The 12,984-nt window shown below is 34.2% G+C and carries 14 protein-coding genes and 1 riboswitch; all 14 genes read right to left on the bottom strand.

Annotated features, from left to right (window positions below; all coding sequences use genetic code 11):
- Positions 1-39: 39 nt before the first annotated feature.
- The 14 genes from M663_RS0106000 to mltG all read right to left on the bottom strand — a co-directional run bounded on the left by M663_RS0106000 (position 40) and on the right by mltG (position 12,952).
- Complete coding sequence (locus M663_RS0106000; protein ID WP_029688298.1) at positions 40-432, bottom strand: prepilin-type N-terminal cleavage/methylation domain-containing protein; 393 nt, start codon at positions 430-432, stop codon at positions 40-42.
- A gap of 10 nt (positions 433-442) precedes the next feature.
- Positions 443-901 carry a prepilin-type N-terminal cleavage/methylation domain-containing protein gene (locus M663_RS0106005; protein WP_009052320.1) on the bottom strand — a complete coding sequence of 153 codons (459 nt, stop codon included), beginning with the start codon at positions 899-901 and terminating at the stop codon, positions 443-445.
- A 4-nt stretch (positions 902-905) separates the two neighbouring features.
- Entirely contained in the window at positions 906-1,664 is a 759-nt protein-coding gene (locus M663_RS0106010) for an A24 family peptidase (RefSeq protein WP_029688299.1), read from the bottom strand.
- 80 nt (positions 1,665-1,744) lie between these two features.
- A complete protein-coding gene (locus M663_RS0106015) occupies positions 1,745-2,098 on the bottom strand; it encodes a prepilin-type N-terminal cleavage/methylation domain-containing protein (RefSeq protein ID WP_029688300.1) in 354 nt (117 codons plus the stop codon).
- Between the two features lie 24 nt (positions 2,099-2,122).
- The gene (locus tag M663_RS0106020) at positions 2,123-3,334 is read right to left on the bottom strand and encodes a type II secretion system F family protein (protein ID WP_029688301.1); all 1,212 of its coding nucleotides are present in this window, start codon (positions 3,332-3,334) and stop codon (positions 2,123-2,125) included.
- 10 nt (positions 3,335-3,344) lie between these two features.
- Entirely contained in the window at positions 3,345-4,394 is a 1,050-nt protein-coding gene (locus tag M663_RS0106025; RefSeq protein WP_012269299.1) for a type IV pilus twitching motility protein PilT, read from the bottom strand.
- A 5-nt stretch (positions 4,395-4,399) separates the two neighbouring features.
- The gene (gspE, locus tag M663_RS0106030) at positions 4,400-6,076 is read right to left on the bottom strand and encodes a type II secretion system ATPase GspE (protein WP_029688302.1); all 1,677 of its coding nucleotides are present in this window, start codon (positions 6,074-6,076) and stop codon (positions 4,400-4,402) included.
- A gap of 26 nt (positions 6,077-6,102) precedes the next feature.
- Positions 6,103-6,185, bottom strand: a riboswitch (cyclic di-GMP riboswitch).
- A gap of 3 nt (positions 6,186-6,188) precedes the next feature.
- Positions 6,189-7,043 carry a shikimate dehydrogenase gene (gene aroE / locus M663_RS0106035; RefSeq protein ID WP_029688303.1) on the bottom strand — a complete coding sequence of 285 codons (855 nt, stop codon included), beginning with the start codon at positions 7,041-7,043 and terminating at the stop codon, positions 6,189-6,191.
- Positions 7,033-7,533 (bottom strand): YqeG family HAD IIIA-type phosphatase, encoded by a 501-nt coding sequence (locus M663_RS0106040; RefSeq protein WP_009052315.1) that lies wholly within the window; start codon positions 7,531-7,533, stop codon positions 7,033-7,035. Before M663_RS0106040 ends, aroE begins: the two co-directional genes overlap by 11 nt.
- A 63-nt stretch (positions 7,534-7,596) precedes the next feature.
- Entirely contained in the window at positions 7,597-8,292 is a 696-nt protein-coding gene (gene sigK, locus M663_RS0106045; RefSeq protein WP_004396450.1) for an RNA polymerase sporulation sigma factor SigK, read from the bottom strand.
- Between the two features lie 68 nt (positions 8,293-8,360).
- Positions 8,361-9,968 carry a penicillin-binding transpeptidase domain-containing protein gene (locus tag M663_RS0106050; protein ID WP_029688304.1) on the bottom strand — a complete coding sequence of 536 codons (1,608 nt, stop codon included), beginning with the start codon at positions 9,966-9,968 and terminating at the stop codon, positions 8,361-8,363.
- A 52-nt stretch (positions 9,969-10,020) separates the two neighbouring features.
- Positions 10,021-11,238, bottom strand: coding sequence for a U32 family peptidase C-terminal domain-containing protein (locus M663_RS0106055; RefSeq protein ID WP_003868465.1), 1,218 nt, complete (start codon positions 11,236-11,238; stop codon positions 10,021-10,023).
- Between the two features lie 7 nt (positions 11,239-11,245).
- A complete protein-coding gene (locus M663_RS0106060) occupies positions 11,246-11,884 on the bottom strand; it encodes an O-methyltransferase (protein WP_003868466.1) in 639 nt (212 codons plus the stop codon).
- Positions 11,885-11,896: 12 nt separating this feature from the next.
- Positions 11,897-12,952, bottom strand: coding sequence for an endolytic transglycosylase MltG (mltG, locus tag M663_RS0106065; protein ID WP_029688305.1), 1,056 nt, complete (start codon positions 12,950-12,952; stop codon positions 11,897-11,899).
- Positions 12,953-12,984 lie beyond the last annotated feature (32 nt).

Below are 12,984 nucleotides of genomic sequence, written 5' to 3' on the forward strand. Positions count from 1 at the left end.
AGCCCAATGTAGCTACCACAAAACCTAAAAATAAAGTAGTCAAGGCATTTCTAGAGTAGCATAAGAAGTTATATTTGTTCTAGGCGCCACAACATAAAGGGTATACATAGGAGTGTTTGAACCAATTTTCCCTACTTTGATCTGATATTGAGAGAGTTCTCCTGTAGAAGTTTGCTGTTCAACATAGGCTATAAAACCTTCCTCTTTATACTTAGTTATTATTTCATCAAGGTTTGATACATTTCCCGCTTTTATGTTTTCTGCAATTGTCTGCGCAATAGTAGCTTCTTTTGTCCTTATCCTAGAATCAGCAGAAGTAATAACAGATTGACTAAAAATACCTAAAAGAGGTATTGCCACTATTGCAAACATAGCTATTGAGACAAGAACCTCTATTAAAGTCATGCCTCTATTATCTTTTAAAATCTTCATAAAATCACTCCTAATAGTTCCTCCCACTTATCATAATGCGCCCTGTTACCACTGCCACACTTATGTAAATTTCGCTTCCTTTATCATTTTTTAAAGTTATTGTACAAGCTCCAATAGGAGTTCCCATCTGATTAAAGTATATTTCTACTTTTCCGCCATCTTTTTTACTTATTTTAATTCCCTCAGGTAAATTTTTTATCTTAATATTTTCATTGTCATCTTTTCTCTTTATGTAATACCTCGTCTTAGTGTCATCGCTTTCAAAACGTAAAATTTCTCCTTCAAAAATACTTTTTTGCTGTATGTACCTTAAGTCATTTACAACCTCACGTGCAATAAGAGTAAGCCTTATATTTGACCTTGTCGTATCAAAAAAGTCAGTCGAAGGAATGACTATAAGAACTATAATGGACAAGATAGCCAAAACTGTTACCAGCTCTATTAAAGTTAATCCTTCTTCCTTTTTCATAAGCTTAGCCTCTTATAAATTTTATATAATAATTTAACATCTCATAGCCATACAAAATCGAGATGAGCCATGCAATGGAAATGTAGGGTGCAAAAGGAATGTAATCTTTTCTTCCTTTAATTTTCAAAGCTACTAATATAACGCCACCCAATGCTCCAATGATTACAGAAAGAAAAAGTACTAAAATTGTAAGCTTCCACCCTATAAAAAATCCAATTAAGGCCATAAGTTTTATGTCTCCTCCTCCCATCTCTCCTCCTGAAATTAAGGAGATGAGAAGGAGAATACCCCCACCCAAGACCAATCCCATTATGTAATCTATAAAGCCATAATTGTACATCAAAACTCTAAATATTATTCCACCTATAAAGCCTACTAAAATGATTTTATTTGGCACAATCCTGTGTTCTATATCAATAAAACTTACAGCTATCAAAATAGAAGCCAAAAACATGTAAGAAAAAGCTTTAAAATCTAAACCGAATTTATAGTAAATTATCAAAAACACAATTCCTGTCAATAGTTCCACAATAGGGTACCTTATTGAAATCTTTTCTCCACAATACCTACATCTTCCTTTAAGTAGAATATAACTCAATATAGGTATTAAATCAATAGTTTTTAATTCATGTTCACATATAGGACAATGAGAAGGGGGATAGACTATTGATTCTTTTCTTGGCACTCTGTGTATGACCACATTTAAAAAACTTCCTATAATTGTGCCGAATAAAAATATGAATATGTAAAGTAGTATTTCCATAATGACCTCCTAAAAAAATAATAGGGAGGGCACAAAAATGTGCCCGTTAATATTCATTAAACACCTTTTATTTTAATATTTTATGGATAAAGCTGTGTATCTCCAACCTTAACTGTAGCTTTTCCATCGTCACTCATTTCAAGTGTGAACTGGCCACCATCAGCAGGTTGTGGAACTTTATTTAAATATCCTGCATCAACTAAATCTTTTATGTTATCGGTGGTGTTCCCTGTCTCTATATAATACCTCTCAGCCGCTTGTCCTATAATTTGTGCATTTGCTATATCAGCATTCTCTTTTGCTGTTTTTAATGAAGTTGTCACCCTTGGCACAGCTATTGCTGCCAGTATCCCTAAAATTGCAATGACAACAATCAATTCAATTAGTGTAAAACCTCTCTCATCCTTGTTTAATGCTTTTACAAACCATTCCATCCTTTTTCACCCCCTTTCCCAATATCACTGACCTATGAAATTGTATAACTCAAACAGCGGCATGACAATTGAAATAACTATAAATCCTACCACTGTCGCCAGCATAACAATTATTAATGGCTCTAGAAGAGTTGTCATTTGTGAGACAGCTGTATCCACTTCTCCGTCATAAAAATCAGCAGTTTTATTTAATATGCTGTCCAATGAACCTGAACTTTCACCAATACTTATCATCTGAATCACCATTGGCGGGAAAATGCCAATTCTTTTTAAAGGTTCTGAAAGGGGTAAGCCTTTTTTTATATCCTCTTGAGCTTTCCCAAGACCTTCTGCTACTACCGTATTACCCACAACTTTTTCTACTACTTCCATTGCCTTCATAAGCGGTACACCAGCACTTATCAATGTTCCTAAAGTCCTTGTAAACCTGGAAATTAAAATCTTTTTGTTTAGAGGGCCAAAGATTGGCATGTTTAAAAGCATTCTGTCATAAATGCGCCTTCCTTCAGGTGTCTTCAAAAAACTCGAAATCGAATAAGAAATCACCAAAATTACTCCTGTGTAAAAGTACCAATATTGAGATATAGAACTGCTTATAGCAATAAGTATTCGAGTGGGAAGAGGCAACTGGATTCCAGCATTTTTAAACATACCTACAAAAATAGGTAAAACATTTGTCAAAAGAAAAATAACAACTAATACAGCTACAACAGATACAATAAGAGGATAAGTCAAAGCAGACTTTATTTTCTGATTTAATTCATTCTCTTTTTCATAGTGTTCTGCCATTTCATTCATCACTTTATCTAAAGTACCGCTTACTTCCCCCACTTCCACCATATTATATAAAAGCATAGGAAAAACATCACTGTGCCTTTTCATAGCATCAGAAAGAGTCCTTCCTTTTTGAACTTCTTCGTACACCTCTCTCAAAGCATTTTTCAGTCTTTTATTCTCCACTTGTTCTCTCATAGTAACCAAAGAGGTCACTATAGGAATCCCTGCATTTATCAGAGTGGCAAACTGCCGACAGAAGACCGCAATATCTTTTACTTTGACCTTTTTAAAAGAACTAAAATCGAGTATGTCTTGTTTGACTATCTCTTCTTGTATGTCGATTATATAATAATTTCTCTGTTTTAAAATGTCAATACACTGAGATTTTGAGTCAACTTCCAAAGTCCCTGTAACGAGATTTCCTCCCATATCCCTTGCCCTATAAGCATACAACGGCATATAATCACCTCTATATCATGCGAGAAAAATTCTCTTGGTCTACGCAATATGTCAAAGCATCCTCTAATGATATAACTCCTCTTTTTAACAGATGTAAAATAGACATATCCATTGTCATCATTCCAAACTTGCTACCTGTTTGAACTGCCGACTGTATCTGGAAAGTCTTCCCTTCTCTTATGAGATTTCTTATAGCAGGAGTAGCAATCATCACTTCTGTCGCAACTACTCTGCCGCTGTTGTCCTTTTTAGGTATAAGCTGTTGAGAAATAATTCCCTCTAAAACATTTGAAAGCTGAATTTTTATCTGCTGCTGCTGATGGGGAGGAAAAACATCAATAATCCTATCGATCGTCTTAACGGCTCCTATTGTGTGAAGAGTGGACAAAACAAGATGGCCTGTCTCAGCAGCAGTTATAGCAATTTGGATGGTTTCTAAATCCCTCATCTCTCCCACTAATATAACATCCGGGTCCTCCCTTAAAGCAGCCCTTAAAGCTGAAGCGTAAGATGCCGCATCATGCCCAATCTCTCTTTGATTTACTATGCTTTTGTTGTGTTTATGTAAATATTCTATAGGGTCTTCCAATGTGAGAATATGACAAGTCCTTTTAGAGTTTATCCAATCCACCATCGCAGCCAGTGTAGTAGATTTACCACTGCCAGTAGGTCCTGTTACCAATATAAGCCCTCTTGCCTTTAAAGCTAAGTCTTTAAGTATTGGAGGAAGTCCCAATTCCTCTATTGTAGGTATTCTCAAAGCTACAGACCTTATTGCAAGGCTATAACTTCCCCTTTGTTTGTATACATTTATTCTAAACCTTCCTAATCCTGTAACTGAATAGGACAAATCAATATCTCCATTTTGTTCTAACTTTTTCAATTGCTCACTTGTCAATAAATCCTTAACTATTTCTTCAGTCTGCCCAGGGGTAAAAGGCTCCCCTTCTAATTTTTCTAAATAGCCATTAATTCTAAGAACTGGAGGTACTCCAACCGTTATATGCAAGTCTGAAGCTTTTCTTTCAACTACTAATTTTAAAAGTTCCTTTGTATCCATATCCCTCATTCCTCGTAAGTTAGTCTTATCATTTCATCAATTGTAGTTTTTCCTTGTAATACAAGTCTTTTAGCACTTTCTCGTAAAGTTTTCATGCCATTTTTTACAGCCTGAGCTCCAATAACATCAGAGGAAACCTTAGCATTTATAAGCTCTCTAATATCAGAAGTAACAGTCATTATCTCATATATAGGAATTCTTCCCCTATAGCCTGTTTTATTACAAACAGGGCACCCTCTCCCCTTGTATAAAGTAATGTCTTCATTTTCTGAAATTCCCAATAGCTCTTTTTCGCCTTTGGAAGCTTTGTAAGAAATTCTACAGTTATCACATATTTTTCTCGCCAATCTCTGAGCAATAACCCCTACTACAGAAGAAGACACAAGATAAGGCTCTATACCCATATCTATAAGCCTAGTCACCGCTCCCGCCGCATCATTTGTATGCAAAGTGGAAAGGACTAAGTGCCCTGTTATGGCAGAGCGAATAGCTATCTCAGCAGTTTCAGTATCTCTAATTTCTCCAATCATAATTATATCAGGGTCTTGCCTCAAAATTGACCTAAGAGCAGTCGCAAAGGTAAGGCCTGCCTTTTCATTAACTTGTACCTGGTTTATTCCCTCAAGGGAATACTCAACAGGGTCCTCAACAGTTATTATATTTACATTGGGTTTGTTAAGCTCTCTCAGCATTGCATAAAGAGTGGTGGTTTTCCCACTACCTGTAGGACCAGTCAAAAGCACAATGCCATTAGGCCTTTTGATAAGTTTATCAAAGAGCACCAGATCCTCTTCTTCAAAACCTAATTGCTCCTTTGTCATTATAAAATTTTCCTTGTCTAAAAGCCTCAATACCAATTTCTCTCCAAAAACAGTGGGCAACGAAGAAACTCTTATGTCAATATTTTTACCACCTGTAGTAAAATCAAATCTGCCATCTTGAGGAAGTCTTCTTTCAGCGATGTTCATATTAGCCATAATTTTTACTCTTGTCACAACAGGGGCATGGGTACTTTTTATAGTCTTCATAGCTTCTGTTAATTGTCCATCTATCCTAAATCGAATTCTAAGGTCTTTTTCAGTAGGTTCAATGTGAATATCTGAAGCCCTATTTTTTATTGCCTGCTCAATTATAGAATTTACAAAGCGTACAGCAGGCGCGTTTTGTACTTCTTCAAGAATCTCATCTGGCAGCTCTTCTTGACTTTCACTTTGAAACTCCTTTTTAAAATCCTGTACTGCTTTTTCTGCCTGTTCTCTTCCGTAAATTCTATCTATGGCTTTTAAGATACTTCCTTCAGAAGCAATTAAAGGCTTTACATTTTGTTTCGTAATGATTCTCACATCATCTAGTGCAAAAATATTCAGAGGGTCTGCCATTGCTACCAATATACCATCTTCATCTTTTTTTATAGGAATAATAGTATGTCTTTTAGCAACAGCTTCGGGAATTAATTTTGCCACATCTGGGTCAATATAGTATTTTTGCAAATCTACACGTGGAATACCTAATTGAAATTCTAAAGCCTCTAGTATTTGGCTTTCTGTAACATACCCCAATTTAATGAGAACTTTTCCTAACTTTTCTCCTGTTTTGCTCTGAACTTCTATTGCGTGCTTTAGTTGTTCTTCTGTTATAAGCCCTACCTCAACTAAAAGCTCTCCTAGCTTTTTTTTGGCCATAAAATATACCTCCAAAAATAATAAAGCCGACATAAGCCGGTTGCACTACTGTATCCGTGAGGCATAAAGTGCCCACATATAGCCTCACTTCATCTACTCTTTATAAAATATTCTACAAATTATGCGTAATTCCTTCTTTTAAATGCATGTATACCAAATTTTTGTCGAAAAATCCCCCTGTCCATAATTTGAAAGAATAATTAGCTTGATTTACCAACATAGAAAGTCCATTAGAATACTTTATTCCATTCTTTTTCGCATGTTTTAAAAGAGCAGTTTCAAAAGGATTGTAAATAAGGTCATAGACAAATTTAGCTTTTAAAACCACTCTTTCGCTAACAGGTGAATCTTCCACATTTGGATACATTCCCATGCTTGTAGTATTAACAAGCATGTCTATTTCTGGTATTTCTTCTACTTCATTTATACTACAGTAATCGCACTGAATCTTAAATTCTTTTTTAATGTACTCTGACAAATCTTTTGCTCTTTCAACACTTCTATTGGCAATTATTATCGAATCTATCCCTTTTAGAGCAAGAGCGACACAAACTGCCTTAGAAGCCCCACCAGCTCCTAAAACAACAGCTTTCCTCCCTTCAATTTTTTCTCCTACTTCTGTTAATGAGTCTATAAAGCCATAGACATCCGTATTATATCCTTTTAATATTCCTCCTTCATTGACTACAGTATTGACTGCGCCAATTTTTAATGCTTCTTCTGAGACCACATCTAGGTATTTAATTATTTTCTCTTTATGAGGTACAGTCACATTAAATCCTTTTATTCCTAAAGCTTTGGCTCCTTTTACTGCATCTTCAAGTTTTTCTGGCAAAACGTCAAAAGCAGTGTAGACACAATTTAAATTTAAAGACTTAAAAGCATAGTTATGTATTAAAGGGGATAAACTATGTTCTACAGGATGCCCTATAAGACCATACAGTTTAGTATTTGAATTAATCTCCATATCTCTCAATCCTTTTAAGTACATGTTTTTCCGCTTTTCTCATAAGTTTAGTCCATCCTAATTCCTCTTCTGATAGAGGTTTTACCAAAATAGTATATAAACCTGCTCTTTTGCCACCAAAAATATCAGTAAATATTTGATCTCCTATTAAAGCTGTTTCATTAGGCTTAGCATTTAAAATCTTTAAAGCCTTTTTAAAAGCTCCTTTTCTCGGCTTAATGGCCCAAGCTATTCCAGGTACACCAACTTTTTCTTTAAATTCATTCACTCTTCTTTTAGTGTTATTTGAAATGAGACAAATTTTAAACCCCTCTTTTTTTACTTTTTCAAGCCATTCAATAGTCATTTTATCGGGAAATTTTGATTTTTGAGGCACTAAAGTATTGTCAATATCTAAGACAAGACTGGTAATTCCTTTTTCTTTTAAAAAGTCTAAATTGATATCATAGATATTTTCCACTATAATATCAGGAATTAACTTTTTATACATATCTTCACCTCATTTAGTTAAAATTATATAATAAAAAAAAATAAACTGTCAATACAAACAGTTTTACATGGAAAGCTCTTTAAAAAGCTTATTTAAAGCCTTCTTTTCAATCCTTGAGACATAGGAACGAGATATACCAAGCATCTTTGCTATTTCTCTTTGAGTCCTCACTTTCCCATTGTACAGACCATACCTCATTTCTATAATTAACCGTTCTCTATTTTTTAAAACGCTGTTCATTTTACTGTACAACTTTTTAATTTGAAGTTTTTTCTCCACTTGCTCTGATATTTCATCTTCCTCTGTGCCAAGTACATCCATCAAAGATATCTCATTGCCCTCTTTATCTACTCCAATAGGATCCTGTAAAAAAACCTCCCCTTTCATCTTTTTTTCTGCTCTTATGGACATAAGTATCTCATTTTCTATACATCTTGCTGCGTATGTGGCAAGATGAGTACCTTTTGAAGAATCAAAAGTAGAAATTGCTTTTATAAGCCCTATTGTTCCAATAGATATCAAGTCGTCTATATCTTTACCAGTTCCACTGTATTTTTTTACTACATGGGCTACCAATCTCAAGTTCCTCTCTATTAAAATATTCCTCGCTTCCTCATCACCGTTTCTATAAGCTTCTAAATATTTTTTTTCCTCTTCTGGAGTAAGTGGATTGGGAAAAGAGTTGGTGTTTGTCAAGTAACCAAGATTTAAGATTTCCTTTACAATTGATGCCAAAATTGCAACAACAACTTCCCACATTGCCGCCACCCCTTTTTTCAACATTACACATCTATTATATGAGGTTTATACAAAATGGTGCACGTACATCAATATTTCATTATTTCCTCCGCTATTTCTTTAAAAAGAGGGGCAGCTTTAGTTCCTCCAGTATCTCCATTTTTTACAAAAATCGAAATTGCATATTTAGGCTTATCAAAAGGAACAAAACCTGTAAACCAAGCATGATATATATTTAGCTCCTTGCTAACTTCAGCAGAACCTGTTTTACCAGCACTGCCATAGGTAATCTCAGCCCTTTTTCCTGTCCCTTCTGGGTCAATAACCACTTCTCTCATCATTTCTTTTAAAATTTTGGCTGTTTTTTCGCTTATCACTCTGTAAGACTTTTTCTGAGACAATTTTTCAATTTCTTTCCCTTCTTCATCAACTATTGCAGTCACTAAACGTGGAACATTTCTAACACCGTTATTAGCAATTGTCGCTGCGATATCAGCTGCTTGAAGAGGCGTCATCAGCACATCTCCTTGCCCTATTGACAAATTCCCAATACCTGCTCCATAAGTATCAGACAATTTAGGCAATCTCCCTATTTGCTCAGGTATTGGCAGACCATCATCACTTTCTATTCCAAATTTTCTCGCCATCTCCAAAATATTTTTGGTCCCTGTTATTTGCCCAATCTTTATAAAAGTAGTATTGCAGGAAACTGCAAAACCTTTTACCATGTTTATTACTCCATGACTTTCTCCTTTGTAATCGTGAAATACTATTCCATTTATATCATAACTACCACTGCAATAAAAAGTATCCTGTAAATTCACTTTATTATATTCTAACGCTGCAGCAGCTATTACAATTTTAAAAATAGAGCCAGGTGGATACATTGAGACAGCTTTGTTTATAAATTCTTCGTTAGAGCTATTTAAATAAGCTTGAATATTATTTTGGTCAAAATTAGGCCTACTTGCCATTGCAAGTATATCACCTGTTTTTATATCTAATACCACTGCTGCTCCATCTACCATATTCTTGTCAAGAACATTCTCTACTGCCTTTTGTATGTGATAATCAAGAGTAGTTTTTACCCCCAAAACTTCTTTTCCAGAAGTTTTTAACCTTACTCCTAACCCTTTTATATAATCAGTATTATTCCCATCAGTAAACACTGCAATGCTATCTTCCCTTTTGCTATTTAAAATTCCATCAAAAGCATCTTCTAAACCCATTTTTTTATCTCCTATATACCCTATTACATGTTTTGCTAAAGAATTTTGCGAATACCTTTGAGGCAAAGCTAACTTAAAAATGCCTATAGGTAATTTGTTGTTTAAATTAAATTTAACTTCATATTTCACATAATCTTTTGCACTTCGAAGGGATTTTAGCACATCCTCATAGTCTACTGCAGCAATTTCACTTATAACCTTAGCGGCTTTTTCTTTGTCAGTTAACATTTTAGGTATAGCAAATATATATTCTTTGTATTCTCTATCCGTAAAAGGAATCATATTCCTGTCGTATATTTCTCCTCTTCTCTCCAAAATTTTAAAGCTTCTAATTTTTTGTTCCACTGCTTTTTGAGAATAAAAATCTCCTTTGATTACCTGAATGTAAAAAAGCCTAAAAATCAATGTTAACATTAAAATTGACAAAACTACCCTCAAAAAAACAATCCTATAATTTCTATTTTCCATAAAACTTTGCTCCTTTCAGGAAAAAGTATTCCCAAAAGGAGCAAGTTTTAACCTAATTTTTAATTTCTCGACGCAGTATAAAAAATTCTTCTACAGGATACTTTACAGGAATTTTCACTATCATTTGAGGATGGGGAGCTACTTCAATCTCATTTCCTTCTTCATCCCACATTTTTTCAATTTGCTGCTCAAACTCTACTTTAGGACCCATAATCTCAATTTTATCTCCCACAAACATCCTGTTTCTTTGCTCTACAACAGCAATTTCTGTATTGGGGTCATATTCTTTTACAATTCCTACAAAATCATGAGTCCGTATATATTTTGAAGACTCATAATTTTGAGCGTCAGGACCTGGCTTGCCAAAATAAAACCCTGTGGTAAATCCTCTGTGACTTGCTTTAGAAACCTCTTCAAGAAGTTTTTTGTCAAAAACATAATCTTTTCCTTTTTCAAGGTAATCGTCAATCGCCTTTCTGTAAGCCCGTGTCACTACAGCAACATAGTAGGCACTTTTGTTTCTTCCCTCAATTTTAAAACTTGTAACTCCAGCCTCAACAAGTTCTGGAATGTACTCTATCATGCATAGGTCTTTAGAATTCATAATATATGTGCCCCTTTCATCTTCGAAAATGGGCATATACTCTCCTGGCCTTTTTTCTTCTACAAGATAATATTTCCACCGGCAAGGTTGTGCACATTCACCTTTATTAGAATCTCTTCCTGTAAGGTAATTGCTTAAAAGGCACCTTCCTGAGTAAGAAATGCACATAGCCCCGTGGACAAATGCCTCTAATTCTAAAGTTTTTGGTGTCTTCTCTCTTATCTCTTTTATCTCTTTTAAAGATAGTTCCCTTGCCAAAATTATTCTTTTTGCACCTAAATTATGCCAAAACAGAGCACTTTTATAATTCACATTATTTGCTTGCGTACTTATATGAACATCTACTTCAGGAGCTACTTCTTTTACAATAGAAAAAATCCCTGGGTCAGAAAGAATAATAGCATCTATGCCAAGGTCAACGACTGATTTAATGTATTCAGGCAATCCTTCCAAATCCTCATTGTGGGGAAAGATATTTATAGTAATATATGCTTTTTTTCCACTTTTCCTCACATATTTTATTGCTTCTTTTATCTCTTCAAGAGTCAAACCAACAGAAGCCCTTAAACTATAGTGTTTCCCTCCAAAATATACCGCATCTGCTCCGTAATTTATAGCTATTTTTAATCTTTCCAAATCTCCAACTGGTGCCAAAAGCTCTAACATGATTATTCTATTCCTCCTTAAAACTTAAAGCCAATCCGTCTCCTAAAGGCAAAATTACCGTGTACAAAGTTTTATCTTGATATAATATTTCTATAAATTCTCTCATTCTGTACACAATAGTTCTTCTCTTATGTTTTACATTTTTCTCATTTACAACATATCCCTTATACAAAATATTGTCCCACAAGATTACGCCCTCTTTGCTTAAAAGTCTTTTCAGTTCTTTGTAAAATTCTATATATTGCCCTTTCGCCGCATCTACAAAAATCAAATCGTACATCTTAGTTAAATTTGGAAGAACTTGCTGTGCTTCTCCACAAATAAGCTCGATTCTATCTTCTACTTTTGCTTTCTTAAAATTTTCTTTAGCTATTTCAGCCAAATTTATATCCCTTTCAATAGTGACTACACTAACTTCTGAATAAGCTTTTGCCATTATTATAGTAGAATAGCCAATAGCAGTACCTATCTCTAATATATTGTTAGGCTTTTTTAGCTTCACAATAAAACTTAAAAAATCAGCAACTTCCGGTTTTGCAATAGGGATATAATTTTCGTAGGCATATTTCTCCATCTCATCTAAAGGATATCCAAATTTATGAGCTATCCCTCTTATAAATTTCATATCATTTGGAGTTTTTTCCATAACTCAACCCTTTCATTTAGTATTATTATTTTCAATTGCTTCAATTTCTTTCTGAGCTTTTAAATGCTCTTCATAAGTTATACTAAAAATATGGGACCCATCTTTCTTTGCAACATAATAGTAAAAGTCATGCTTTGTTGGGAAAAGAGCTGCTTCAATCGATTTAAGTCCAGGATTACAAATGGGACCTATAGGAAGTCCATAGTGTTGGTAGGTATTGTAAGGGGAATCTACCTCCAAATCTTTGTACAAAAGCTTATCCTTGTGTTCCCCTAATGCGTATTGTACAGTAGCATCTATTTGTAGTTTCATATGTTTTTTCAAACGGTTGTATATAACACCTGCAATTAGAGGTCTGTCCTTATCTACCACAGCCTCTTTTTCTATCAGAGAAGCTATTATCACAATTTGATCTGGTGTCATTCCTACATATTTTGCATTATCCTTTATAGTACTATTATAAACTTGTTGAAACCTTTTAAGCATAATATTTATTATTTCTTTTTCGCCAGCCTCTATAGGTATTTGATAAGTATCGGGAAAAAGATACCCTTCTAATCTACTTGGTCTATCTTTAGGTATGTCTTTTAAAAAATCGTAGTTAAAAGTATCTTTTTGTGCAACTTCTAAAAATTTATCTTTATTTACTAAGCCTAATTGCGATAACTTATTGGCTATATCCTTAACAGAATAACCTTCCGGAATTGTCACTTTTATTGTATCCTTTTGTGCTTTACCTGCAAATATTTTTTCTATTATTTGATCAGTAGTCATGTTAGGGCTTAAAAGATATTTTCCTGCTTGTAATTTTCCATCAGCACCTAAAACTTTTGCTCTCCATATAAAAAACCACTCATTCTTAATTAAATTATTCTCCTTTAACACCTTAGCTATTTGCACGGTAGAATACCCTTTTGGAATATTTATAATCTTTTGAGGCACATCACTTTTTGTAGTTACTGGTTGAAAAAAGCTTTGATAGTATACAAAAGCAGAGAAAAACAAAAAAATTATAGTCGTTATTACCACAGCAAATCTACTTTTTCTTTTGTATTCGACATTATTCATTACATTTCTCTCCCTTGGGTAGGTATACCTAA

The organism is Thermoanaerobacter sp. A7A (assembly GCF_000445185.1).
GTDB lineage: Bacteria > Bacillota > Thermoanaerobacteria > Thermoanaerobacterales > Thermoanaerobacteraceae > Thermoanaerobacter.

Bases quoted from the DNA above. Each gene is read 5' to 3' on its own strand.
- M663_RS0106000 (WP_029688298.1), bottom strand. From the start codon at position 432: ATGAAGATTTTAAAAGATAATAGAGGCATGACTTTAATAGAGGTTCTT.
- M663_RS0106005 (WP_009052320.1), bottom strand. From the start codon at position 901: ATGAAAAAGGAAGAAGGATTAACTTTAATAGAGCTGGTAACAGTTTTG.
- M663_RS0106010 (WP_029688299.1), bottom strand. From the start codon at position 1,664: ATGGAAATACTACTTTACATATTCATATTTTTATTCGGCACAATTATA.
- M663_RS0106015 (WP_029688300.1), bottom strand. From the start codon at position 2,098: ATGGAATGGTTTGTAAAAGCATTAAACAAGGATGAGAGAGGTTTTACA.
- M663_RS0106020 (WP_029688301.1), bottom strand. From the start codon at position 3,334: ATGCCGTTGTATGCTTATAGGGCAAGGGATATGGGAGGAAATCTCGTT.
- M663_RS0106025 (WP_012269299.1), bottom strand. From the start codon at position 4,394: ATGGATACAAAGGAACTTTTAAAATTAGTAGTTGAAAGAAAAGCTTCA.
- gspE (WP_029688302.1), bottom strand. From the start codon at position 6,076: ATGGCCAAAAAAAAGCTAGGAGAGCTTTTAGTTGAGGTAGGGCTTATA.
- aroE (WP_029688303.1), bottom strand. From the start codon at position 7,043: ATGGAGATTAATTCAAATACTAAACTGTATGGTCTTATAGGGCATCCT.
- M663_RS0106040 (WP_009052315.1), bottom strand. From the start codon at position 7,533: ATGTATAAAAAGTTAATTCCTGATATTATAGTGGAAAATATCTATGAT.
- sigK (WP_004396450.1), bottom strand. From the start codon at position 8,292: ATGTGGGAAGTTGTTGTTGCAATTTTGGCATCAATTGTAAAGGAAATC.
- M663_RS0106050 (WP_029688304.1), bottom strand. From the start codon at position 9,968: ATGGAAAATAGAAATTATAGGATTGTTTTTTTGAGGGTAGTTTTGTCA.
- M663_RS0106055 (WP_003868465.1), bottom strand. From the start codon at position 11,238: ATGTTAGAGCTTTTGGCACCAGTTGGAGATTTGGAAAGATTAAAAATA.
- M663_RS0106060 (WP_003868466.1), bottom strand. From the start codon at position 11,884: ATGGAAAAAACTCCAAATGATATGAAATTTATAAGAGGGATAGCTCAT.
- mltG (WP_029688305.1), bottom strand. From the start codon at position 12,952: ATGAATAATGTCGAATACAAAAGAAAAAGTAGATTTGCTGTGGTAATA.